Annotated in this window: 23 protein-coding genes; 11 read left to right on the forward strand and 12 right to left on the reverse strand. The window is 70.8% G+C overall.

All coding sequences use genetic code 11. The features are described from left to right. Nucleotides 1-12: 12 nt before the first annotated feature. Nucleotides 13-1,197 carry a glutathionylspermidine synthase family protein gene (locus ADK64_RS10160; protein ID WP_053657294.1) on the forward strand — a complete coding sequence of 395 codons (1,185 nt, stop codon included), beginning with the start codon at nt 13-15 and terminating at the stop codon, nt 1,195-1,197. Here the strand turns inward: ADK64_RS10160 and rocD are convergent. After that, nucleotides 1,194-2,399 carry an ornithine--oxo-acid transaminase gene (gene rocD / locus ADK64_RS10165; RefSeq protein WP_053657296.1) on the reverse strand — a complete coding sequence of 402 codons (1,206 nt, stop codon included), beginning with the start codon at nt 2,397-2,399 and terminating at the stop codon, nt 1,194-1,196. The two genes, ADK64_RS10160 and rocD, sit on opposite strands and share 4 nt — an antisense overlap. Nucleotides 2,400-2,633: 234 nt before the next feature. On the opposite strand from rocD, the gene ADK64_RS10170 reads away from it, so the two are divergent. The 3 genes from ADK64_RS10170 to ADK64_RS10180 all read left to right on the forward strand — a co-directional run bounded on the left by ADK64_RS10170 (nt 2,634) and on the right by ADK64_RS10180 (nt 6,017). Further along, a complete protein-coding gene (locus ADK64_RS10170) occupies nt 2,634-4,085 on the forward strand; it encodes a glycine hydroxymethyltransferase (RefSeq protein WP_053657298.1) in 1,452 nt (483 codons plus the stop codon). 103 nt (nt 4,086-4,188) lie between these two features. Beyond that, on the forward strand, nt 4,189-5,202 hold the full coding sequence (trpS, locus tag ADK64_RS10175) for a tryptophan--tRNA ligase (RefSeq protein ID WP_053657300.1): 1,014 nt from the start codon (nt 4,189-4,191) through the stop codon (nt 5,200-5,202). A 230-nt stretch (nt 5,203-5,432) separates the two neighbouring features. Next, complete coding sequence (locus ADK64_RS10180) at nt 5,433-6,017, forward strand: 2'-5' RNA ligase family protein (protein WP_053657302.1); 585 nt, start codon at nt 5,433-5,435, stop codon at nt 6,015-6,017. 11 nt (nt 6,018-6,028) lie between these two features. On the opposite strand, the gene ADK64_RS10185 is transcribed toward ADK64_RS10180, so the two are convergent. Together ADK64_RS10185 and ADK64_RS10190 are read right to left on the reverse strand one after the other, a co-directional pair. Next, the gene (locus ADK64_RS10185) at nt 6,029-6,796 is read right to left on the reverse strand and encodes a decaprenylphospho-beta-D-erythro-pentofuranosid-2-ulose 2-reductase (RefSeq protein ID WP_053657304.1); all 768 of its coding nucleotides are present in this window, start codon (nt 6,794-6,796) and stop codon (nt 6,029-6,031) included. A 40-nt stretch (nt 6,797-6,836) separates the two neighbouring features. Beyond that, complete coding sequence (locus ADK64_RS10190) at nt 6,837-8,153, reverse strand: FAD-binding protein (protein WP_053657306.1); 1,317 nt, start codon at nt 8,151-8,153, stop codon at nt 6,837-6,839. Between the two features lie 116 nt (nt 8,154-8,269). Between ADK64_RS10190 and ADK64_RS10195 the strand changes: the two genes are divergently transcribed. Then, complete coding sequence (locus ADK64_RS10195; protein ID WP_053657308.1) at nt 8,270-9,178, forward strand: YihY/virulence factor BrkB family protein; 909 nt, start codon at nt 8,270-8,272, stop codon at nt 9,176-9,178. Here the strand turns inward: ADK64_RS10195 and ADK64_RS10200 are convergent. Further along, complete coding sequence (locus ADK64_RS10200; protein WP_053657310.1) at nt 9,129-10,349, reverse strand: D-alanyl-D-alanine carboxypeptidase family protein; 1,221 nt, start codon at nt 10,347-10,349, stop codon at nt 9,129-9,131. The genes ADK64_RS10195 and ADK64_RS10200 overlap by 50 nt on opposite strands. 103 nt (nt 10,350-10,452) lie before the next feature. On the opposite strand from ADK64_RS10200, the gene ADK64_RS10205 reads away from it, so the two are divergent. Next, nucleotides 10,453-10,692 carry an SCO4848 family membrane protein gene (locus tag ADK64_RS10205; protein WP_053657312.1) on the forward strand — a complete coding sequence of 80 codons (240 nt, stop codon included), beginning with the start codon at nt 10,453-10,455 and terminating at the stop codon, nt 10,690-10,692. On the opposite strand, the gene ADK64_RS10210 is transcribed toward ADK64_RS10205, so the two are convergent. Further along, nucleotides 10,687-12,075, reverse strand: a complete 1,389-nt coding sequence (locus ADK64_RS10210; protein ID WP_078992589.1) for a M1 family metallopeptidase — start codon at nt 12,073-12,075, stop codon at nt 10,687-10,689. The two genes, ADK64_RS10205 and ADK64_RS10210, sit on opposite strands and share 6 nt — an antisense overlap. Nucleotides 12,076-12,361: 286 nt before the next feature. Here ADK64_RS10210 and ADK64_RS10215 point away from each other — a divergent pair, with 286 nt between their 5' ends. Next, on the forward strand, nt 12,362-13,906 hold the full coding sequence (locus ADK64_RS10215) for an ABC transporter substrate-binding protein (protein ID WP_078992582.1): 1,545 nt from the start codon (nt 12,362-12,364) through the stop codon (nt 13,904-13,906). Here ADK64_RS10215 and ADK64_RS10220 read toward each other — a convergent pair whose 3' ends face one another. The 7 genes from ADK64_RS10220 to ADK64_RS10250 all read right to left on the reverse strand — a co-directional run bounded on the left by ADK64_RS10220 (nt 13,907) and on the right by ADK64_RS10250 (nt 19,366). Next, nucleotides 13,907-14,662 carry a TetR/AcrR family transcriptional regulator gene (locus ADK64_RS10220; RefSeq protein WP_053657315.1) on the reverse strand — a complete coding sequence of 252 codons (756 nt, stop codon included), beginning with the start codon at nt 14,660-14,662 and terminating at the stop codon, nt 13,907-13,909. It abuts the gene before it with no gap. A gap of 35 nt (nt 14,663-14,697) precedes the next feature. Beyond that, nucleotides 14,698-15,117, reverse strand: a complete 420-nt coding sequence (locus tag ADK64_RS10225; protein WP_053657317.1) for a VOC family protein — start codon at nt 15,115-15,117, stop codon at nt 14,698-14,700. Nucleotides 15,118-15,222: 105 nt separating this feature from the next. After that, nucleotides 15,223-15,987: a succinate dehydrogenase iron-sulfur subunit gene (locus tag ADK64_RS10230; RefSeq protein ID WP_053657319.1), complete on the reverse strand. Its 765-nt coding sequence runs from the start codon at nt 15,985-15,987 to the stop codon at nt 15,223-15,225. Further along, nucleotides 15,987-17,741 (reverse strand): succinate dehydrogenase flavoprotein subunit, encoded by a 1,755-nt coding sequence (gene sdhA, locus ADK64_RS10235; protein WP_053657321.1) that lies wholly within the window; start codon nt 17,739-17,741, stop codon nt 15,987-15,989. Before sdhA ends, ADK64_RS10230 begins: the two co-directional genes overlap by 1 nt. Nucleotides 17,742-17,760: 19 nt before the next feature. Then, entirely contained in the window at nt 17,761-18,240 is a 480-nt protein-coding gene (locus ADK64_RS10240; RefSeq protein WP_053657323.1) for a succinate dehydrogenase hydrophobic membrane anchor subunit, read from the reverse strand. A gap of 5 nt (nt 18,241-18,245) precedes the next feature. Beyond that, nucleotides 18,246-18,626 (reverse strand): succinate dehydrogenase, cytochrome b556 subunit, encoded by a 381-nt coding sequence (gene sdhC / locus ADK64_RS10245; protein WP_078992583.1) that lies wholly within the window; start codon nt 18,624-18,626, stop codon nt 18,246-18,248. A gap of 191 nt (nt 18,627-18,817) precedes the next feature. Further along, a complete protein-coding gene (locus ADK64_RS10250; RefSeq protein ID WP_053657327.1) occupies nt 18,818-19,366 on the reverse strand; it encodes a 2-oxo-4-hydroxy-4-carboxy-5-ureidoimidazoline decarboxylase in 549 nt (182 codons plus the stop codon). Between the two features lie 154 nt (nt 19,367-19,520). Here ADK64_RS10250 and ADK64_RS10255 point away from each other — a divergent pair, with 154 nt between their 5' ends. From ADK64_RS10255 to ADK64_RS10270, 4 genes are all read left to right on the forward strand, one after another. Next, on the forward strand, nt 19,521-21,182 hold the full coding sequence (locus tag ADK64_RS10255) for a beta-N-acetylhexosaminidase (RefSeq protein ID WP_078992584.1): 1,662 nt from the start codon (nt 19,521-19,523) through the stop codon (nt 21,180-21,182). A gap of 92 nt (nt 21,183-21,274) precedes the next feature. After that, the gene (locus tag ADK64_RS10260) at nt 21,275-21,835 is read left to right on the forward strand and encodes a hypothetical protein (RefSeq protein WP_053657328.1); all 561 of its coding nucleotides are present in this window, start codon (nt 21,275-21,277) and stop codon (nt 21,833-21,835) included. A gap of 172 nt (nt 21,836-22,007) precedes the next feature. Further along, nucleotides 22,008-22,394: a hypothetical protein gene (locus ADK64_RS10265; RefSeq protein WP_053657331.1), complete on the forward strand. Its 387-nt coding sequence runs from the start codon at nt 22,008-22,010 to the stop codon at nt 22,392-22,394. Nucleotides 22,395-22,537: 143 nt separating this feature from the next. Beyond that, on the forward strand, nt 22,538-23,170 hold the full coding sequence (locus ADK64_RS10270; protein ID WP_053657333.1) for an RNA polymerase sigma factor: 633 nt from the start codon (nt 22,538-22,540) through the stop codon (nt 23,168-23,170). The last annotated feature ends 12 nt before the right edge of the window (nt 23,171-23,182 follow it).

Here is a 23,182-nt window from a genome sequence, read left to right on the forward strand (position 1 = left end):
CCGGCCGGGCCCATGGAACGCCGAACCATCACACCCCGCCCCGGCTGGCAGCGCACCGTCGAGGAGCAGGGGCTCGTCTATCCGCTCACCCGGCAGCCCGACGGCTCCCTGCGCCCGTACTGGGACGAGAGCGCCTACTACGTCTTCACCCTGGACGAGGTCGAGGCGCTGGAGGAGACCGTCGAGGAGCTGCACCGCATGTGCCTCGCGGCCGCCGAGCACATCGTGGCCACCGACCGTCTGGCCGACCTCGGCATCACCGACCCGCGCATCGCGCAGGCCGTCACCGAGGCCTGGCGGCGCCGGGCCGAACTCCCTTCCGTCTACGGCCGGTTCGACCTGCGCTACGACGGCACCGGCCCGGCGAAACTCCTGGAGTACAACGCCGACACCCCGACCTCGCTGGTGGAGGCCGCCTCCCCGCAGTGGTTCTGGATGGAGGAGCGTTTCCCGGGCGCCGACCAGTGGAACTCCCTGCACGAACGCCTCGTCGACGCCTGGCGGTCCCAGGCCCCGCTCCTCGCGCCCGGCGGCCCGCTGCACTTCGCGCACTCCTCGGCCGACGAACTCGGCGAGGACGTGATGACGGTCGCCTATCTGAAGGAGACCGCCGAACAGGCCGGCCTCGACACCGACTGGCTGGCCATCGAGGAAATCGGCTGGGACAGCCTCTCCGGCCGCTTCGTCGACAACCAACTCCGGTTCATCCGAGGCATCTTCAAGCTCTACCCCTGGGAGTGGCTCACCGCCGACGCCTTCGCCGGGCACGTCCTGGACACCCTCGACAACGGCGGCGGCACCGGCAGCACCCTGTGGATCGAACCCGCGTGGAAGATGCTGCTGAGCAACAAGGCCCTGCTGGCGATCCTCTGGGAGCTCTACCCCGGCCACCCCAACCTCCTCCCCGCCCATCTGGACGGCCCCCGCGAACTGGCGCACTCGGCCGGCTACGTCGCCAAGCCCCTGCTGGGCCGCGAGGGCGAAGGCGTGACCGTGCACGAACCGGGCGCACCCGCGGTCGTCAGGGACGAGCCCTGCTGCTACCAGCAGTTCGCCCCGCTGCCCGCCTTCGGCGGCAACCACGTCGTCCTCGGCGCCTGGGTCGTCCGCGACGAGCCGGCCGGCCTCGGCATCCGCGAGTCCTGCGGCCTGATCACCGACGAGTACGCCCGCTTCCTGCCGCACGTGATCCTCTAGGCACCCAGTACGGCCGCCAGCTGCTCCAGCCCCCAGTCCAGGTCCTCCTCGCCGATCACCAGCGGCGGGGAGAGCCGGACGGTGCAGCCGTGGCTGTCCTTCACCAGTACGCCGCGGTCCATCAGCCGTTCCGACACCTGTCGCCCGGTGCCGACCGCCGGGGCGACGTCCACGCCCGCCCACAGCCCGCGGCCGCGCACCGCCGTCACCGCGCCCGTGGCCGGCAGGGCCGCCAGCGCCCGGTGCATCCGTTCGCCCAGCTCGGCCGCCCGCGCCTGGAACTCGCCGGTCCGCAGCATCGCGATCACCTCCAGCGCCACCGCACAGGCCAGCGGGTTCCCGCCGAACGTCGAGCCGTGCTCGCCCGGCCGGAACACCCCGAGCACCTCCGCGCTCGACACCACCGCCGACACCGGCACGATCCCGCCGCCCAGCGCCTTGCCCAGCACGTACATGTCCGGCACCACGCCCTCGTGCTCGCACGCGAAGGTCCGCCCGGTCCGGCCGAGCCCCGACTGGATCTCGTCGGCGACGAAGAGGACGTTCCGCTCGCGCGTCAGCTTCCGCACGCCCGGCAGATAGCCCTCGGGCGGCACGATCACCCCGGACTCGCCCTGGATCGGTTCCAGCAGCACCGCGACGGTGTTCTCCGTCAGCGCCGCCCGCATCGCGGTCAGATCGCCGTACGGCACGATCTGGAAACCCGGCGTGTACGGCCCGAAGTCCGCCCGTGCCTCGGGATCGGTCGAGAAGCTGATCACGGTCGTCGTACGCCCGTGGAAGTTGCCGCCCGCGACCACGATCTTCGCCATCTCCGCCGGCACCCCCTTCACCCGGTACCCCCACTTCCGGGCCGTCTTCACCGCGCTCTCCACCGCCTCGACGCCGGTGTTCACGGGCAGCACCGTCTCCATCCCGCACAGCTCGGCCAGCTCGGTGCAGAACGCGGCGAACCGGTCGTGCAGAAAGGCCCGGGACGTCAGCGTCACCCGCTCCAGCTGCGCCTTCGCCGCCTCGACCAGCCGCCGGTTGCCGTGGCCGAAATTGAGCGCCGAGTAACCGGCCAGCAGATCCAGATATCTGCGGCCCTCCACATCCGTCATCCACGCCCCCTCGGCCGTGGCCACGACGACCGGCAGCGGATCGTAGGTGGGCGCACAGTGCGCGTCGGCGGCGGCGATGAGGTCGGCTGTAGTGGTCACGGTGTCTCCCGGGCGGTGAAGGTGCCGAAAGTGCCCCCTCCCATCCTCGCTCGCATGGTGGACGCGGGCCCTGTCGTGCGCGGCCCGACCGGTAGGCTGATCAGCGGGCCGTGACTGGCGCGCTGGGATGGGACCGACCATCGGGGAGCGGCCCGAGCGGTGCGACGTGCCGCGAAGAGTGCCGTGCGCCTGGGCCGAACGTGAACGCTGTAAGCACACCGTCCGGAGGTCCCCATGCCTGAGCAGCAGCCCCTCTCCACCGAGTCCACCGCCTTCCGTGCCGCCCTCGACGTCATCCGCGCCGTGGAGCCGCGCGTCGCCGATGCCATCGGCCAGGAGGTCACCGACCAGCGCGAGATGCTGAAGCTGATCGCCTCCGAGAACTACGCCTCCCCGGCCACCCTGCTGGCGATGGGCAACTGGTTCAGCGACAAGTACGCCGAGGGCACCGTCGGCCGCCGCTTCTACGCCGGCTGCCGCAACGTCGACACCGTCGAGTCCCTGGCCGCCGAGCACGCGAGGGAACTCTTCGGTGCCCGCCACGCCTACGTCCAGCCGCACTCCGGCATCGACGCCAACCTCGTCGCCTTCTGGGCCGTCCTCGCCGACCGGGTCGAGGTCCCCTTCCTGGAGAAGACCGGCGCCCGCCAGGTCAACGACCTCACCGAGGCCGACTGGGCCGAGCTGCGGCGCGCCTTCGGAAACCAGCGGATGCTCGGCATGTCCCTGGACGCCGGCGGCCACCTCACCCACGGCTTCCGCCCGAACATCTCCGGCAAGATGTTCGACCAGCGCTCCTACGGCACCGACCCGGCCACCGGCCTCATCGACTACGAGGCCCTGCGCGCCCAGGCCCGCGCGTTCAAGCCGCTGATCATCGTCGCGGGCTACTCGGCGTACCCCCGTCTGGTGAACTTCCGGATCATGCGCGAGATCGCCGACGAGGTCGGCGCGACCCTCATGGTCGACATGGCCCACTTCGCGGGCCTCGTCGCGGGCAAGGTCCTCACCGGCGACTTCGACCCGGTCCCGCACGCCCAGATCGTCACGACCACCACCCACAAGTCGCTGCGCGGCCCGCGCGGCGGCATGGTGCTGTGCGACGACTCGCTCAAGGACCAGGTCGACCGCGGCTGCCCGATGGTCCTCGGCGGCCCGCTCCCGCACGTCATGGCCGCCAAGGCGGTCGCCCTGGCCGAGGCCCGGCAGCCCTCCTTCCAGGACTACGCCCAGCGCATCGTCGACAACTCCCGCGCGCTGGCCGAGGGCCTGACGCGCCGGGGCGCGACCCTGGTCACCGGCGGCACGGACAACCACCTCAACCTGATCGACGTGGCGGCGTCGTACGGCCTCACCGGCCGCCAGGCCGAAGCGGCCCTCCTCGACTCGGGCATCGTGACGAACCGCAACGCGATCCCCGCCGACCCGAACGGCGCCTGGTACACCTCCGGCATCCGTATCGGCACCCCCGCCCTGACCACCCGCGGCCTGGGCACGGCGGAGATGGACGAGGTGGCGGGCCTGATCGACCGCGTACTGACGACCACCGAGCCGGGCACCACCAAGTCGGGCGCCCCGTCCAAGGCGGCCCACGTCCTGGACGAGAAGGTCTCCCGGGAAATCGCCCAGCGGGCGACGGACCTGGTCGCCGGGTTCCCGCTCTACCCGGAGATCGACCTTGGCTGACCAGCGCCCCTGAAGGGCTGCGGGGAACTGCGCGACCAGCGACGACGGCGCCGTGGTTCCCCACGCACCCGAGGCACCCCGGCTCTCTGAGAGAATGATGAGCATGGCCTCTGACCGACCGCGCGTGCTCTCCGGAATCCAGCCCACCGCCGGCTCGTTCCACCTCGGCAACTACCTCGGTGCCGTCCGCCAGTGGGTAGCCCTCCAGGAGTCGCACGACGCCTTCTACATGGTCGTCGACCTGCACGCGATCACGGTCCCGCAGGACCCGGCCGAGCTGCGCGCCAACACCCGCCTCGCCGCCGCCCAGCTGCTGGCCGCTGGCCTGGACCCGGACCGCTGCACGCTCTTCGTGCAGAGCCACGTCCCCGAGCACGCCCAGCTCGCCTGGATCATGAACTGCCTCACCGGCTTCGGCGAGGCCAGCCGCATGACCCAGTTCAAGGACAAGTCGGCCAAGCAGGGCGCCGAGCGGGCCTCCGTCGGCCTGTTCACGTACCCGGTCCTCCAGGTCGCGGACATCCTGCTGTACCAGGCCCACGAGGTGCCCGTCGGCGAGGACCAGCGCCAGCACATCGAGCTGACCCGTGACCTGGCCGAGCGCTTCAACGGACGGTTCGGCCAGACGTTCACGGTCCCGTCGCCGTACATCCTCAAGGAGACGGCGAAGATCTACGACCTCCAGGACCCGTCGATCAAGATGAGCAAGTCGGCGTCCACGCCGAAGGGCCTGATCAACCTGCTCGACGAGCCGAAGACCACCGCCAAGAAGGTCAAGAGCGCCGTCACCGACACCGACACCGTGATCCGCTACGACGTGGAGAACAAGCCGGGCGTGTCGAACCTGCTCACCATCTACTCCACGCTCACCGGCAAGTCCGTCGCCGAGCTGGAGCGCGAGTACGAGGGCAAGATGTACGGCGCCCTGAAGACCGATCTCGCCGAGGTCATGGTCGAGTTCGTGACACCGTTCAAGGAGCGCACCCAGCAGTACCTGGACGACTCCGAGACGCTCGACTCGATCCTGGCCAAGGGCGCGGAGAAGGCGCGCGCCGTCGCCGCGGAGACGCTGGCGCAGGCGTACGACCGCGTGGGATTCCTGCCGGCGAAGCACTGAGCCGGCTGCCGCACCGGGCAGAGCGCTGCACATCACTTTCCTCGCGCCTGCCCACAGGACACCTGTGGCCGTACAGTCAATATCCGACGGCGGCGACAAAACGGCCGAACGGCGGCGACGGCGACACGGCACGGACCGCACAGACGGCACGCAGGGCCCGCACGGCTGACAGCCTGGAAGAGCACAGCCGGCGGCCGGGAAGAACACAGGCGCGGACGACAGGAGACGACGTGGGGACCGTAACGATCGGCGTGTCGATCGCGGTCCCGGAGCCTCACGGCAGCCTGCTCCAGGAGCGGCGCGCGGGCTTCGGCGACGCCGCGGCTCACGGCATCCCCACGCACGTCACGCTGCTGCCGCCGACCGAGGTCGACGCGAGCGACCTGCCCGCCGTCGAGGCGCATCTGACCGAGGTCGCCGGAGCCGGCCGGCCGTTCCCGATGCGGCTGTCCGGCACGGGCACCTTCCGGCCGCTGTCGCCCGTCGTCTACGTCCGCGTCGTCCAGGGCGCCGAGGACTGCGCCTGGCTCCAGCAGCGGGTGCGGGACGCGTCCGGGCCGGTGGCGCGCGAGCTGCAGTTCCCCTACCACCCGCACGTCACCGTCGCGCACGGCATCGACGAGGCCGCCATGGACCGCGCCTTCGAGGAGCTGGCCGGCTTCGGGGCCGAGTGGTCGTGCACCGGTTTCGCCCTTCACGAGCAGGGCCCGGACGGGGTCTGGCGCAAGCTGCGGGAGTACACGTTCGGGGGATCCGTGGTACCGCCGCAGGTGGGTCACGCCGACGTCGGGCGCGGGACGATCGCCAGCCGGTAGGCGCGAGGACGTCAGAGCGGCAGCCGCCGGAACAGCGCTCGCGGTGTGTGCCGCAGCGCCGCCATCACCACGCGCAGCGTGCCCGGCACCCACACCGTCTCGGAACGCCGGCGCAGTCCCAGCTCGACCGCGGCGGCCACCGCCTCCGGGGTCGTCGCGAGCGGAGTCTTCGCCCGGTCCGCCGTCGCGGCCGCTCCCGTCTTCGTACGGACGAAGGCGGGGCGTACGACCATGACGTGTACGCCCGTGCCGTGCAGGGCGTCGCCGAGGCCCTGGGCGAAGGCGTCGAGGCCGGCCTTGCTGGAGCCGTAGATGAAGTCCGTGCGACGCGGGCGCTCCCCGGCGACGGAGGAGAGGACCACGAGGGAGCCGTGGCCCTGCGCCTGGAGGGCCCGGGCGGTGACCAGACCGGCGCAGACGGCTCCGGTGTAGTTGGTCTGGGCGACCCGGACGGCGCGGGCCGGTTCGCGCTCGTCGTGGGCCTGGTCGCCGGGGATGCCGAAGGCGAGCAGCACCAGGTCGATGTCGCCCTCGGCGAAGATCTTGCCGAGGACGATTTCGTGGGACTCGGGGTCGAGGGCGTCGAAGTCGACGGTGCGGGCGTCCGCGCCGAGCGCGCGCAGGCTCTCGGCGGCCCGTTCCAGGGCGGGCGAGGGCCGGCCGGCCAGCCACACCGTGCGGGTGCGGCGGGCGATCAGCCGGCGCGCGGTGGCCAGCGCGATCTCGGACGTGCCGCCGAGAACGAGCAGGGACTGGGGGAGACCGAAGGCGTCCTTCACGTCAGCTCCTGGAGATCGTGGGATGCGGGGACCGCGGGGACTAGAGGCCGAGCCGGCGGGCGAGATCGGAGACGAACACTCCGCGCGGGTCCAGCCGGGCCCGCAGGGCGCGGAAGTCGGCCGCGCGGGGGTACATGGCGGTGAGCAGATCGGGGCGCAGCCGGGCGTCCCGGGCGAGGCCGACCCGGCCGCCGGCCGCCGCGACCTCCTCGTCGAGCCCGTCGAGGAAACCGGCGAGTCCGGGCAGCGCGACCGGGAGGTCCAGGGCCAGCGACCAGCCGGGCACGGCGCAGGAGAGCCAGCCAGGACCGGCGTCCCCGAGGCGCTGGAGGACGGCGTGGAAGGACGGGCAGCGGCGGTCGGCGAGGCGCCGCACGATGCGGTGCAGGGTCTCCTCCTGGCCGTGGCCGACGACGAACTGGTAGCGCACGCAGCCGCCGCCGAGCGGCGGGCCGCCGTGCGGGACGCTGTCCAGCGGGTGCGCGAAGGCGGACAGGTGCCGGAGTGCGCCGGTACGCGCGCGTGGCGCGGCGCGGTGGCGCAGCTCGCCGAGGAGGCCGGCGGCGGCACGGCCGAGCAGCCCGGCCGGAGCGAGGGAAGGCAGGGGCGGGAGCCGGTAGGGGCGCGGGGAGAGTGGCCGGCGCCACGCGCGCGTGCCCGTGCGGAGGGCGCCCTGCGGGGCGGGGTCGGCGCGGGTGAGGACCCCGCGCCCGGTGGCCGCGCCCCGGGCCGTCAGGTCGAGGCGGGCTGCCGCGTAACGGTGCTGGTGGCCGGTGGCGGTCAGCCGGGCCAGCAGGTCGTCGAGGCCGGCGGCGCGTTCGGTGGCGACGGTCAGATACGCCGTCTCCACCGGGAGCAGCCGGATCGTGGCCGTCAGGATCACCCCGGTCAGGCCCAGCCCGCCGGCGGTCGCCTCGAACAGCTCGGTGCCCGGCCGGACCGCGTGCACCTCGCCGTCGGCGGTGAGCAGCTCCAGGGCGAGCACATGGCCGCTGAAGGAGCCGGAGACGTAGTGGTCGGCGCCGTGCAGGTCGGCGCCGATCGCCCCGCCGACGGTCACGTGCCGGGCGGCGGGCACGACCGGCGTCAACCAGCCGAGCGGGAGCAGGAGTTCGGTCAGCCGGTGCAGGGGGACGCCGGCGTCGCACAGGACGATGCCCTCGGCGGCGTCGACGACGTGGACGCGGTCGAGGCCGGCCATGTCCAGGACGGCGCCGCCCGCGTTCCGCGCCGCGTCCCCGTGGGCCCGGCCCGGTCCGCCCCGGGCGACGGCGCCGCGCGCCCCGCATCCGCGGACGGCGACCGCGGCCTCCTCGTATGTCCGCGGACGGATGACGGAAACCGTGTCTCCAGGCATGTCGGTGACCGTATCGCCCAGGTGCGGATGGTTAGTTACGGAACATCCGCGCGCTGCACACAATGGGTGATTAGTGGGATGTCTTACGAGCGCGCAGACAGGGGCAGGAACGGATCATGGAATGGCTGCAGAGACTCCCCGGCATCGGGCCGATCGTCACCCGCCTGATGGCGACGCACGCGTGGCGCTGCTACGAGCGGCTGGACCGGGTGAAGTGGTCACGGCTGGCCGCCGCCATGACGTTCATCAGCTTCGTGGCGCTGTTCCCGTTGCTGACCGTGGTCGCCGCGATCACCGCCGCCACGCTCAGCCCGTCCCGGCAGAAGAGCATCGAGCACAACATCGCCGACCAGTTCCCGGGCATCTCCCAGCAGCTGAACATCGGCTCGCTCGTGCACAACGCCGGCACCGTCGGTGTGATCGCCGGCGCCGTGCTGCTGCTCACCGGCATCAACTGGGTCGGCCAGATGCGCGCCTGTCTGCGCACGGTGTGGGAGCTGCCGGACCAGAAGGAGAACCCGTTCCTCGCCAAGGCCAAGGACGCCGGCATCCTCATCGGCCTCGGCGGGGCCCTGCTGGTCACGCTCGCCGCGTCCACACTCGCCTCGGCCACGGTCGGCCTGGTCTCGAGCGGACTGGGCCTGGCCGACCACGGCTGGGGCACCGCGCTGTTGCGGGCCGCCGCGTTCGCCGTCGCCGTGCTGGCCGACTTCCTCGTCCTGCTCTACGTGCTGACCCTGCTGCCCGGGGTCGAGCCGCCGCGCCGCCGCCTGCTGGTGGCCGCCCTGCTCGGCGCGATCGGCTTCGAACTGCTGAAGCTGCTGCTCAGCGGCTATATCCAGGGCGTCGCCGCGAAGAGCATGTACGGCGCGTTCGGCGTCCCCGTGGCGCTGCTGCTGTGGATCAACTTCACCGCGAAACTCGTCCTGTTCTGCGCCTCCTGGACGGCGACGCAGAGCGAGGAAGGAGCCGGACTCACCGGTCCCGGCGGCGCACCAGGTCCGGCAGCGGCCAGCGGCGGTTGATCAGGAACGCCCCGCCCGCGAGCAGCACCAGCAGCCCGCCCGCGATGGCCGCGGCGGTGCCGACACCGGAGCCGGAGCCGGTGGTGGCGCCCGCCACCGGCTTGGCCCCCGTGGTCCCGGAGGACTGCCCGGCGGCGCCGGAACCGCTCGGCGAAGGGCTCGGCACGGCGCTCTTCGGCGGCACCAGCTCGCCCACCGGACTGACCTTGCCGGCCGCCTGGAAGCCCCAGTCGAACAGCTTCGCCGTCTCCTTGTAGACCTCGTTGTGGTCGTGCTTCTCCGGGTTCATCACCGTGACGAGCAGCACCCTGCCGTTCCGCTCGGCGACTCCGGTGAAGGTGGCGCCCGCGTGCGTGGTGTTGCCGTTCTTCACGCCCGCGATGCCCTGGTAGACGGGCACGTCGGTGTCACCGCTGAGCAGCCGGTTGGTGTTGCGGATATCGCCGGTCCCGAACTTCGCCTGCACCGTCGAGCAGTAGTCCCGGAAGTCCTTCTTCTGCAGCCCGGACCGGGCGAACAGGGTCAGGTCGTACGCCGACGACACCTGGTCCGGCGCGTCGTAGCCGTCGGGCGAGACGACGTGCGTGTCCAGGGCCTGGAGTTCGTCGGCGTGGTCCTGCATGTCCTTGACGGTCTGCTGGACCCCGCCGTTCATCGCCGACAGCACGTGCACGGCGTCGTTGCCCGAGCGCAGGAACACCCCGAGCCACAGGTCCTGGACGCGGTAGGTCTGGCCCTCCTTTATCCCGACCACGCTGGAGCCGACGCCCATGCCCGCGAGGTCCGAGGGCACCACCTTGTGCGGGGTGCTCTTGGGGAAGCGGGGCAGCACGGTGTCCGCGAACAGCATCTTCAGCGTGCTCGCCGGAGGCAGCCGCCAGTGCGCGTTGTGCGCCGCGAGCACCTCGCCCGACTCGGCGTCCGTGACGATCCAGGAGCGGGCGGTGAGGCCCTTGGGCAGGACCGGGACGCCCGCGGCGAGGTTCACCTGGGTGCCGGGCTGCCCGAGCCGGGCGCCGCCGACGGTCGACATGCCGGCCGGGGGCGTGGCCGTCGGGCTCGTCGAGGGGGTGGGGGCGGCGAGCGCGGCGGGCGCGGTGACGGACAGGGACAGCAGCGTGGCGGAGGTGACCAGCAGCGATCGCCGGCCGGTCTTCTTCGGAGCGGGCACGGTCGGAAACGTACCTGGACGTGCTGCCGAAATCCCACTCGCGCCCGCACCCGCGACCCCACCCCCGACACGGAACCGGACACGGGACGGCGATACTGGACCCATGAAGCTCAGCCGCCGCATCTCCTGGTTCCTGCTCGCTTTCGGGGTGTGGAGCTGGTTCATCTGGATCACTTTCGTCAAGAACCTGGTCAAGGACGGAAGCGGGCTCGCCTTCGACAACGGTCACCCGACGGCGTACTTCTGGGTGCACCTGCTGCTGGCCGTCGTGTCCTTCGTATTGGGGACGGCCATAGGAGTCATCGGGTTGCGCGGCCTGCGCGCACTGCGTCGTACGTCATAGCCGGGAGCGGCTCGGCTTTCCTTCTTCGTGGAGCCAGGTGCGGAACAGGGCGTCCAGCTCTTTCCCGGACTTCTCCTCGCAGAGGGAGATGAACTGAGAGGTGTCCGCGTTTCCATGGCGGTGCCGCTCGGTCCAGGTCCGCAGGACGGCGAAGAACACGTCGTCGCCCACCGCCTCGCGCACCTGGTGCAGGGTCATGGCACCCCGGCCGTACACGGGCGGGGAGGACACCTGGGCGCCGGTGGGCGGATCCGCCGGAGGGAACTCCCAGATCCCTTCGCTCTCGGGATGGCTGCCGTCGTAGAAGGCCTCGAAGGTCTGCCGGGCCGTCCTGCCGCCGTGCTCCTCCTGCCAGAGCCATTCCGCGTAGGTGGCGAATCCCTCGTTCAGCCACATGTCCTGCCACGTCCGCGGGGTGACGGAGTTGCCGAACCACTGGTGGGCCAGTTCGTGCACCACCAGTGATTCCTCGGGCGCGGAGTCGAAGTACGGCTTGGTCTGGGTCTCCAGGGCGTATCCGAGACCGGGAAGGTGGTCGATCACGGCGCCCGCGGAGGAGAAGGGGTAAGGCCCGAATCGGTCACTTGCCCAGTCGACGACCTCCGGCACAAGTTCCTTCGTGTCTTCGGCGCCTTCGGCTTCGTCGGGGTCGACGGCGAGGTAGAGAGGCAGACCGTCGGGCGTCCGCTCTCGCGTGATGTCGAAGTAGCCGATCGTGACATTGGCGAGGTAGCCGGCCATGGGCTCCCCGGTGTGCCAGTGATGGGTGACGCGGTCCCCCTTGTCCTCGGCCTTCGTCGGTTCGCCGTTGCTCACCACGTCGTACGGGTCGCCGTCGGCGTCCTTGGGGACCGTGACCGTGATGTCGTACGTCGCTTTGTCCGACGGGTGGTGGTTGCCGGGGAACCAGGCCATGGATCCGGTCGGCTCGCCGAGGGCCGTCGCGCCGTCGTCGGTCTCGATCCAGCCTTCCACCGCCCCCTCGGAGTCCTCGGACATCCGCGGGGTGCCCTCGTACTCGACGGTCGCCTCGAAGGTCGCGCCCTTCGCGATCACATTCCGGGGCGTCAACGTCAACTCGTTCTTCTCGCGCGTGAAGGCGGCGCCCGCGCCGTCCACCGTCGCGCCGAGCACCGTCAGTCCCGCGAGGTCGAGGTTGAAGCGGCTCAGGTCCTGGGAGGCGCGCGCGGTGATCACCGCGGAGCCCCTCAGGCGGTTGGTGTCGGGGGTGTAGTCGAGCGCCAGGTCGTAGTGCGAGACGTCGTAGCCGCCGTTGCCCAGGGTGGGGAAGAGGGGGTCCCCGGCACCGGTCGCTCCCGGTTCGCCCGGCGGGGCGTGTCCGGTACCCGAGCAGGCGACACCCGTCAGGAGCAGCAGTGTCACAAGGAGGGCGGAGTGCGGTCTCGCCCGCCCCAGTACACGCGGACGCCGCTCGACCTTGATCACATGTCCCCCTTTTTTAGCATTACCTTACCTTCTCTTTGCGATCACACTCACAGCCCCCTCGCAACCGCCCAAGTTCTTGCCCATCTGGTCAGAAAGCCCTTCCCCCCGCTCAAACAGGTGTGATTAGGTGAGCCGCGTCACTTGGGGGAGTGGCGAAATCGTGCTGGCCAGGGGTTGGGCCTGTAAGGGTCCTGGGGAGGGCACCACCATGCGATCTGTTCGCATGCGCATTCTCGTGACGCTGCTCGTGCTCGCGGTCGTGGGAATCGGCGGCTGGCAGCTGCTGCCGTCGCAGGGGAACAAGGACAAGACGATCACGGTCGGTACGACGGACGCCGTCACGGACCTGGACCCGGCCGGAGCCTATGACGCCGGTTCCTGGGCCCTGTTCAGCAACGTGTTCCAGTCGCTGCTGACGTTCGAGTCGGGCGGGGTCGTGCCGGTACCGGACGCGGCGAAGAGCTGCGCCTTCCAGGGCGCGGGCCTGCGGACGTACCAGTGCACGCTGCGCGACGGGATCACCTTCCCGAGCGGCCGGAAGATGACCGCCGAGGACGTGAAGTACTCCTTCGACCGGGTCAAGAAGATCAACTCCGACGTCGGCCCGGCGTCGCTGTTCTCCACGCTCGGCTCGGTGACCGCCGACGACGCCACCACCGTCACCTTCCATCTGACGTCCGCGGACGCCACCTTCCCGCTGAAGGTCGCCACCGGTGCCGGATCGATCGTCGACAAGGACACCTACCCGGCCGACTCCCTGCGCAAGGGCACCTCGGTCGACGGCACCGGCCCGTACACGCTGACGTCGTACACCAAGGACCAGAAGGCCGAACTGGCGCCGAACGGGCACTACAAGGGCTACCTCAGCGGCACCGGACGCCCGATCGAGCTGCGCTACTACGCCGACTCCGCGAAGCTCGACAGCGCCTGGAAGGCGCAGCAGATCGACGTCGCCACCCGGAACCTGCCGCCGCACGTGCTCTCCCAGCTGAACCCGAGCGACCCCAAGAAGCGCGTCACCGAGTCCGACAGCTCCGAGACCCGCAATCTCTACCTCAACACCCGCGCCGGCTCCCCGTTGCACGACGTACGGGTGCGCCGCGCGATGGCCTGGCTGGTCAACCGCGAGCAGCTGGCCGCGACGGTCTACGAGGGCACGGTCGACCCGCTGTACTCACTGATCCCGACCGGCATCACCGGCCACACCACGTCGTTCTTCGACGACTACCCGACGCAGAGCGTCGCCAAGGCGCGCGAGCTGCTCACCGAGGCCGGGGTGAGCCTGCCGGTGCGCTTCACCTTCGGCTACGGCATCGGCCGGGGCGCGGGCGCGGAGGAGGCCGCCCAGCTCAAGCAGCAGCTGGAGGCGAGCGGCCTGTTCAAGGTGGACGTCAAGGGCTACGAGTGGACCGACTTCCAAAAGAGCTGGGCCGCCGGGAAGATGGACGCGTGGGCGGTCGGCTGGGTGGCCGACTACCCCGACCCGGACACCTTCGGCGCCGCACTCGTCGGCACCGGCTCCACCATGAGCACCGGGTACAGCAACAAGGTGGTCGACCATCTCATCCAGGACAGCCGGCAGTACGCCGACCGCAGCGAGGCCTCCAACGACTTCAGGGACATCCAGTCGGACGTCGCCCAGGACGTCCCGCTGATCCCGCTGTGGCAGAGCAAGGAATACGTCGTCAGCACCGAGGACATCGGCGGCAGCCAGTACCTGGACGACGCCACCGGCGTGTTCCGCCTGTGGCGCCTGAACTGGATCTGATCACCCGGAGTCCTTCTTCTCGCGCCCCTTGGCCCGTGGAGCGGGCAGTGCCCGGGTCATGCCCGGCAGGAAGTCCGTGAACAGCTCGTGGATCTCCAGGACCAGGGGGCGCAGCACCCGGAACCGGGCGAGCACCACGCCACGGGCGGTCAGCCGGGCGCCCCGGCGCGCCAGCCGGTAGCTGCGCTCGCGCCCCTCGGTCCGGTCGAAGACCCAGTACAGCACGAGCCCCATCTGGGCGAGCCACATCAACTCCGGGAGAACGTCCCGCAGTTCGGCCGGAACCTTGGACTTGGACCCGGCCAGCACCTCCCGGTGGATGCTCATCGCCTGCTCACGGGCGGGCGCGCTCTCGGGCGAGAAGGGGCTGAGCGGGCTGTCGGGGTCGGCGGCGTTCTTGAAGAACTGCACGGCGAACTCGTGGTACGGCGCGGCGATGTCGAGCCACACGGTCAGCACACCCGCGAGCCGCGCCTCCAGATCGGTCTCCCGGTCCAGCACCGCACGGACCGCCGCCTGCTGCTCGGCGGCGATCCGGTCGTAGAAGCCCTGGATCAGGTGCTCCTTGCCCGCGAAGTAGTAGTAGGCGTTCCCGACGGAGACCCCGGCCTCCTTGGCGATGGCCCGCATGGTGGTCTTGTCGTACCCGTGTTCCTGGAACAACCGCATCGCGGTCTCCAGGATCAGCGCGCGGGTCTGCTCGGACTTGCTGCTGGGGGAGCCGGCCGACTCGGGGCCGTCGTTCTTCGCGGGCACGGTGAAGAGCCTAGCCAGTGGGGTGCGGGCCCCCGTCAGCCCCTGCGGCCCAGCTCCGGGCGCTTGGTGTAGTCGGTGAAGCCGAGGATGTTCCCCCAGGGGTCGGCGACCTCAACGGTCCACCCGGTGGCCCCCGGAAACGCCTCGTCGAGCGGGGCGATGCCGGCGGCGGCCAGCCTCCGCGCCGCCGCCCGCGCGTCCGGCACCTCCAGCCATAGACGCGGCGAGGGCCACGGCGGCGACCGGTGCCCCAGCACCTCCTCGGCACGCAGCAGGACCCCGGGCGTCTCCTTGCCGACCTGCAGCAGGGCGATCCCGGCCTCGTCGAACCGGAACCCCACGGCGAACCCGGCGCGCTCGTAGAAGCCGACGGCCTCGGCGAGGTCGCCGACGGGAAGCAGCACGTTGTCGAAGCCGAGCAGTTCGTACGACTCTTCCGACTCTTCGTCTGACATGTCGTCAGATTAGAACCGACGGGCGGGGAAGCCCGGCAAAAACGCCCGGGGGCCCCGCTTCCGAAGTCGGAAACGGGGCCCCCGGGCGCTGAGGGGTGTCCGGGATCAGTAGCGACGCGTGATCAGCGCGCGCTTCACTTCCTGGATGGCCTTCGTGACCTCGATGCCGCGCGGACAGGCGTCCGTGCAGTTGAAGGTCGTACGGCAACGCCACACGCCGTCACGGTCGTTGAGGATCTCCAGGCGCTGCTCGCCCGCCTCGTCACGGCTGTCGAAGATGAAGCGGTGGGCGTTCACGATCGCGGCCGGACCGAAGTACTGGCCGTCGTTCCAGAACACCGGGCAGGACGACGTGCACGCGGCGCACAGGATGCACTTGGTGGTGTCGTCGAAGCGCTCGCGGTCCTCGGCGGACTGCAGGCGCTCCCGCGTCGGCTCGTTCGTGTCCTTGGTGACCAGGAACGGCATGACGTCCCGGTACGCCTGGAAGAACGGCTCCATGTCCACGACCAGGTCCTTCAGGACCGTGAGGCCCTTGATGGGCTCGACCGTGATCGGCTTCTCGGGGTTGATGTCCTTGATCAGCGTCTTGCAGGCAAGGCGGTTCTTGCCGTTGATCCGCATCGCGTCCGAGCCGCAGATGCCGTGCGCGCACGAGCGGCGGAAGGTGAGGGTGCCGTCGACGTCCCACTTGATCTTGTGGAGGCCGTCGAGGACGCGCTCCTTCGGGTCGATCTCCAGCTGGAAGTCTTCCCAGACCGCCTCCGCCGAGACCTCCGGGTTGAACCGGCGGACCCGGAAGGTGACCGTGATCAGGTGCGCGGAGGCCGCGGCCTCCGCCTCCACCTTGTCCAGAACGGGGGTAGCCATCAGTACTTACGCTCCATCGGCTGGTAGCGGGTCTGGACGACCGGCTTGTAGTCGAGACGGATCGACTCGGCGCCGTCGTCGCCCACCTCGCGGTACGCCATGGTGTGGCGCATGAAGTTGACGTCGTCGCGGTTCGGGTAGTCCTCGCGGTAGTGACCACCGCGGGACTCCTTGCGGGCCAGGGCGGACACGGCCATGACCTCGGCCAGGTCGAGCAGGTTGCCCAGCTCGACGGCCTCCAGCAGGTCCGTGTTGAACCGCTTGCCCTTGTCCTGGATCGAGACGTTCTTGTAGCGCTCGCGCAGCTCGGCGATCTTCTCGACGGCCGTCTTGATCGTCTGCTCGGTGCGGAACACCATGACGTTGGCGTCCATGGTCTCCTGCAGCTCCTTGCGGAGCGTGGCCACCCGCTCGTTGCCGGTGGAGTTGCGCAGCCGCTCGATCTGCTCGACGACGAGGGACTCCGGGTTCTCCGGCAGCTCGACGAAGTCGGCCTTGTGGGAGTACTCGGCGGCGGCGATGCCCGCGCGGCGCCCGAAGACGTTGATGTCCAGCAGCGAGTTGGTGCCCAGGCGGTTGGCGCCGTGCACCGACACGCAGGCGACCTCGCCGGCCGCGTACAGACCCGGGACCACCGTGGTGTTGTCCGACAGGACCTCACCCTCGACGTTCGTCGGGATGCCGCCCATCGCGTAGTGCGCGGTCGGCTGAATCGGGATCGGGTCCGTGTACGGCTCGATGCCGAGGTAGGTGCGCGCGAACTCGGTGATGTCCGGGAGCTTGGCGTCCAGCTGCTCCGGCGGCAGGTGGGTCAGGTCGAGGTAGACGTGGTCGCCCTCGGGACCGCAGCCACGGCCCTCGCGGATCTCCGTGTAGATGGAGCGCGAGACGACGTCACGGGACGCGAGGTCCTTCATGACCGGCGCGTACTTCTCCATGAAGCGCTCGCCGTCCTTGTTGCGCAGGATGCCGCCCTCACCACGGGCGCCCTCCGTCAGCAGGATGCCCATGCGCCAGATGCCGGTCGGGTGGAACTGGAAGAACTCCATGTCCTCCAGCGGCAGACCACGCCGGTAGCAGGCCGCCTGGCCGTCACCGGTGAGGGTGTGCGCGTTGGAGGTCACCTTGAAGAACTTGCCGGTGCCGCCGGAGGCGTAGATGACCGCCTTGGCCTGGAAGACGTGGATCTCGCCGGTCGCCAGCTCGTACGCGACGACACCGGCCGACTTCTTGACCCCGTCGACCTCGGTCATCAGCTGGTCCAGGACGTAGAACTCGTTGAAGAACTCCACGCCCTCCTTGACGCAGTTCTGGTACAGCGTCTGGAGGATCATGTGGCCGGTGCGGTCCGCGGCGTAGCAGGACCGGCGGACCGGGGCCTCGCCGTGGTTACGGCTGTGACCGCCGAAGCGGCGCTGGTCGATCGTGCCGTTCGGGGTCCGGTTGAACGGCAGGCCCATCTTCTCCAGGTCGAGGACGGCGTCGATGGCCTCCTTCGCCAGGATCTCGGCGGCGTCCTGGTCGACCAGGTAGTCACCGCCCTTGACCGTGTCGAAGGTGTGCCACTCCCAGTTGTCCTCCTCCACGTTGGCGAGCGCGGCGGCCATACCGCCCTGCGCGGCGCCCGTGTGGGAGCGGGTGGGGTAGAGCTTGGTCAGCACGGCGGTGCGGCTGCGCTTCGTCGACTCGATGGCCGCGCGCATGCCGGCGCCGCCCGCGCCGACGATGACGGTGTCGTACTTGTGGATCTTCATGATTCTCGCAGCCCCGTGCCTAGCGGATGTTCGGGTCGAAGGTGAAGATCACCAGCGTGCCCAGCAGGATGGTGAACACCGTGGCGGTGTAGAGCAGGGCCTTCAGCCACAGCCGGGTGTTCGGCCGCTCGGCGTAGTCGTTGATGACCGTGCGCAGGCCGTTGGCGCCGTGCAGCATCGCGAGCCACAGCATCAGCAGGTCCCAGACCTGCCAGAACGGGGACGCCCAGCGGCCGGCCACGAAGGCGAAGCCGACCTTGGAGACACCGCCGTCCAGCACGAGCTGGATCAGCAGGTGGCCGAGGACGAGGACGACCAGCACGACGCCGGACAGGCGCATGAACATCCAGGCGGCCAGCTCGAAGTTGCCCCGGGTCGACTTCGGGGTCTTCTTCGTGCGCTTGCGCGGCGCCTCGATCAGCGGGGCCGGGTCGTCGACGGTGTAGACGGCGCCCTCGACGGGGCCGATCGCGGACGCGGTGGTTTCAGTCGTGGACATCGGCGTCAGCTCCCGAACAGGACACGAGCGGCGTGGCCGAGCACGGGGTAGATCGCGCCGACCATCAGGACGACCCAGACACCCATCACGGTCCAGAACATCTGCTTCTGGTAGCGCGGGCCCTTCGACCAGAAGTCGACGGCGATGACACGCAGGCCGTTGAGCGCGTGGAAGAGGATGGCGGCGACGAGGCCGTACTCCAGCAGCGCGACGATCGGCGTCTTGTACGTGGCTACGACCTTGTCGTAGTCCTCTGGGGAGACACGCACGAGAGCGGTGTCCAGGACGTGAACGAACAGGAAGAAGAAAATGAGGACGCCGGTGACTCGATGAGCCACCCAGGACCACATTCCTTCCCGGCCGCGGTACAGCGTTCCAGCCGGCACGGAAGAACCCTCCGGGAGCGGGGACTAGGGCCGCGCCGGCTTCACTGTCGGTCGGGCCCGGCCGGGTACGGTCCACCGGCCCTCTGCATCGTAGCGATGCGCCGGGCTGTGCCTTACGGGGGGCCTACCTTGTGTGATCAATTTGGCACCGGACGGGCTAGCCGGGGCGGCTGTGAGGGTGGTGTGTCCCCTTATCTGCCGGGTGCGGGTGCGTTGTGGCTGGTCGCGCAGTGCCCCGCGCCCCTCAGGTAGCTGCCCAGCCTGTTTCTCGCGAGGCGCCGCAGCTCCTCCGCCGTCACCACCCGCTCCTCCTCCGGATCGTTTGTCAATCGTGATCGGATGGCTTCGAGGATGCGGTCGAGGGACTCGTCCGGGTGGGTGTCGCCCAGATAGATGACGAACACGTGTCCGAATCGGGCCTCGTAGGCCGCGTGGGCCGCGCTCAGGGCCATGTGGGCCGCCGAGTAGGCGTCCTCCGGCAGCTCGGGCAGGGACTCTCCCGCCAGCGCCTCGGCCAGGTCCGCGGGCGACAGGTCGTACGCCGCCTCGTCCGCCGCCGCCAGCAGGGCGTCCAGGTCGGGGTAGGGGCGGTGGTCCGCGATGCGGCGCGACCAGCGCAGGCTGCGCAGGCAGTGCAGGAGCAGGGCGCGGGCCTCGTCGGCGGGGGCCGTGTTGAAGGCGTCGAGAGGCTTGGGGAGATGCGGGAGAGGGTGGGCGGGCAGCGTGGGTCCTCGCGTCACATGAGGTGCGGCAGGGGATGCTGTGAAAGATGTGTCGTCAGGCTATCGAGAGTGGTCACGGTGTGTCCGTGGGACGCCTGAAATTCACCCGGACGGCAGAGTTTCGGAACGCCTGGGTGACGGGTGAACGGGGGAACGGTCGTACGTTGGCAGGGTGAACCAGCACCAGCGCCGTTCACCGGCGCAGCAGGTGATACGGAAGCGGGCGGTCGTGGCCGCCGCGTTCGTCGGGACCGTCGCGCTCGGCACGGGGGTCGGTGTGTGGGCCTCGTCGGGCGGTGGCGGCGGGAAGACGGAAGGGGGTGCCCCGCAGTCGGCCTCCGGCCGGGTGGCCGGCCGCGACTCGGGCGCGGCGGCCGCGTCCTCGGCGAGTCCCTCGCCGAGCCGGTCCTATCCGCTGTCCCAGGCGCCGCGGACGATACCCGCGGTGCGCGCCTTCACCGCGGCGCGCGGGCCGGGCTGGCAGCCGGGCAAGAGCGACCGGGTCGTGGTGAGCGACCCTTCGCTGGCCGACGAGGGGAGGCTGATAGCCGGGGAGCTCGGGCTCACCTACGCGGGGGAGAAGAGCGACGTGAAGGCGGGTGACGTCCGGCTCGCGCTCGGCGGCAAGGGCGGGAACCAGGAGTCGTACACCATGACCGTCCAGGGCGGGCGGGTCGAGATCAGCGGACCCGGCGACGCGGGCGTCTTCTACGGCACCCGCACGCTGAAGCAGGAGGTCCACGGCGGCGGTACGGCGCCGGAGGGGGTCGTGCGGGACGAGCCGGCCAAGCCGGTGCGCGGGTTCATGCTGGACATCGCGCGCAAACCGTTCTCCGAGTCCTGGATCGAGGACCGGATACGGGAGCTGGGCGACCTGAAGTTCAACGAACTGGGGCTGCACTTCTCCGACGACCAGGCCTTCCGGATCGAGTCCAGCAGCCACCCCGAGATCGTCTCCAAGGACCATCTCAGCAAGGCACAGGTCAAGCAGATCGTGGACCTCGCGAGCAGCCGGCACATCACCGTCGTGCCCGAGATCGACTCGCCGGGTCACCTCGGCGCCGTCCTAGCCGCCCACCCCGACCTCCAGCTGCGCAACGCGAGCGGGGTCGCCACCAAGGGCGCGATCGACATCTCCAAGCCCGCCTCGGCGAAGATCGTCGACGATCTGCTGAACGAGTACGCGGGCCTGTTCACCGGCAGTCAGTGGCATCTCGGCGGCGACGAGTACCAGGCGCTGACCGTGAAGGACCCGCAGGCCTCCTATCCGCAGCTCGCGGCCGCCGCCCGGCAGAAGTACGGCTCCGGCGGCACCGTCGCCGACCTCACCACCGGCTGGCTCAACGACCGCGCCAACACCGTCCGCGCCCACCAGAAGACCATGCGGGCCTGGAACGACGGCTTCTACCGCGGGACCTCCGTGCAGCCCGCGGGGGATCTCCAGGTCGCCTACTGGACCGGCAAGGAGATCGGCGCCCGGCAGCCCGTGGAGTACCTCAGCGCGGGCCGCAAGGTGCTCAACTACAACGACGAGCTGCTCTACTACGTGCTCGGCCAGCCGCAGACCTTCGTCTACCCGACCGGACAGCGGATCTACGAGCAGTGGAACCCGCGGGTGCTGCGCGGTACGACCGCCGTACCGGCGCGGTACGACGGCCAGATACTCGGCGGGTCGTTCGCGGTCTGGTGCGACTTCCCCAACGCGCAGACGGAGGCGCAGGTCGCGGCCGGAATACGGCTGCCGCTGCGGGCCACCGTGCAGAAGCTGTGGGACCCGGGCACACCCTCGCTGTCCTGGGCGGACTTCCAGCGACTTTCGGCCAAGCTGGGCTGAGTCGATCCCCTGTGACACCGGGAGCAATCCGGACGCAGTAAGGGGAAGTGCGGGCTCCGTACCGGTCGGCGCCCTGGCGAGGGAGATGTTTCATGAGCCTGGTGGACCTGATCGCACAGGCCGACGAACGCGGACTGGCCGCCAGCGGGTTGGCTTGTTTGGACCGGTGTCTGCCCCTGCTCGGCGCCGACGACGACCTGCTGCGCCCGCTGTGGGCGAGCCTCGCCGACGGCTCCGACTGGGGCCCGGGCCTGGACCGGGCCCGCGGCACCCTCGGCGCCGAGGAACGCGCCGCCGACGAGGCCGCGCGGCTGACCCGTCGCATGCTGGACGCGGTACCGGCCCGGCGCACCGCCGACGCGGTACGGCCCTGGGCCGACGCCTGCTCGGTCGCCTCGCTGCGCGTCCACCGGCTGCTCGACCCCGCGGCCGACGGCACGCCGGCCGACGCCGGCCTCGACACCGGACGCGTGGGCGACACGGCGGACCTGCCCCCGCTCGTCGCCGCCGAACTCCGCCGCCAGCGAGCCGTCCTCGAGCTCCTCGCCGAGCACGGCCCCCAGGGGCTGCGCCACGCCCTGGACGTGTCGGTCGAGGGGCGCCGGGTGCTGCGCGCGGTGGTGTCGCGGCGGGCGCGCAGCGGGGCGGAGTGAGCAGCCCGGGGCGCGGCTTGCCCCGGGGCGGCGCGACCGGCTGCGGCCACGGTGGTCCTGTGACCGTCGTGCGGTGGACGTGAGGTAGTCCTGCGACGGTTGGCGAAACGTTTCGAAATGCGGTGACGCTTACCGCGTCCGGCACGCTCCTCCTTATGTGACCACCCAGGAAGTGACAGCGCAGCAGGAGACCCGACCGCACGCCGCGGCGAAGCCGGTGCGATGGGCGGCCGACACCGTGGCGATGGCCCGCGAGGGCGCCCGGGTGCGGCTCGACTACTCGGCGCAGAGCCTGTGGCGGGTGGACCGGATGATCGAGGAGATCCGCCGCGAAAGCCCGCCGTACGCCGCCGTCGAGAGCGCGCTGCGCGGCTTCGGCGCCTACGCCGGCGAGGTGATCGTCCGTCAGACCGGGGCGGAGTGGTGGGCGACGGGCGGCGAGCACTGGCTGCGCACCCCCGACGGCCGGCTGTGGGACCCCGTCGACGAGGCCCGGCGGGCGTACGCCGGCCACGGCTCGCTGCGCCTGCTGTGCCGGGACGCGAGCACCGCCCGCTGACCCCGGTACGGGACACCGCCTCGCTGTGACACTTCTGTGCGGCCCGGCGCTGATGATCGTGGAGGGCGGAGACACGGGGGACGTGTCGGACCGTGCGGGACGCGCCACGCAGTGGCCATGAACTGGGCACGAACGAGGACGTCTTGGGCCAGGGAGGGGAACCCCGCCGCCCGCAGCCGCGGGACGGGGAACTGGGCGCGGCCGTCGCGCGCGCCCAGGACGGGGACGAGACCGCCTTCGCGACGGCCTACCGGATCGTGCAGCCCGGTCTCCTCGGCTATCTGCGGGGCATCGTCGGCGAGGACGCGGAGGACGTGGCCGCCGACGCCTGGCTGGAGATAGTCCGGGACCTCGGCCGGTTCAAGGGTGACGGCGCGGGCTTTCGCGGCTGGACCGCGACCATCGCCCGCCACCGTGCCCTGGACCATCTGCGCCGCCAGCGGGTACGGCCCCGGGCGGCCGCCCTCGAACAGGACGCGCTGGAGCTGCCGGGCCGGCACGACACCCATGACCAGGCCCTGGAGGCGTTGTCCACCGCACGCGCCCTGGAACTGGTGCGCGGCCTGCCGCGCGAGCAGGCCGAGGCCGTGCTGCTGCGGGTGGTCGTCGGCCTCGACGGCCCGGCCGCCGCGCGCGTCCTAGGCAAGCGACCCGGAGCCGTCCGCACGGCCGCCCACCGCGGACTGAAACGGCTCGCCCGGAACCTGCGCGCCCTAGAGGCGGGCGGCGAGGGTGTGACGGACGAGGGCCCGCGGACGCTGGGTGGGGCGGGATGAACGCCGACGGGA

This window comes from Streptomyces sp. MMG1121, assembly GCF_001280015.1.
Lineage (GTDB): Bacteria > Actinomycetota > Actinomycetes > Streptomycetales > Streptomycetaceae > Streptomyces.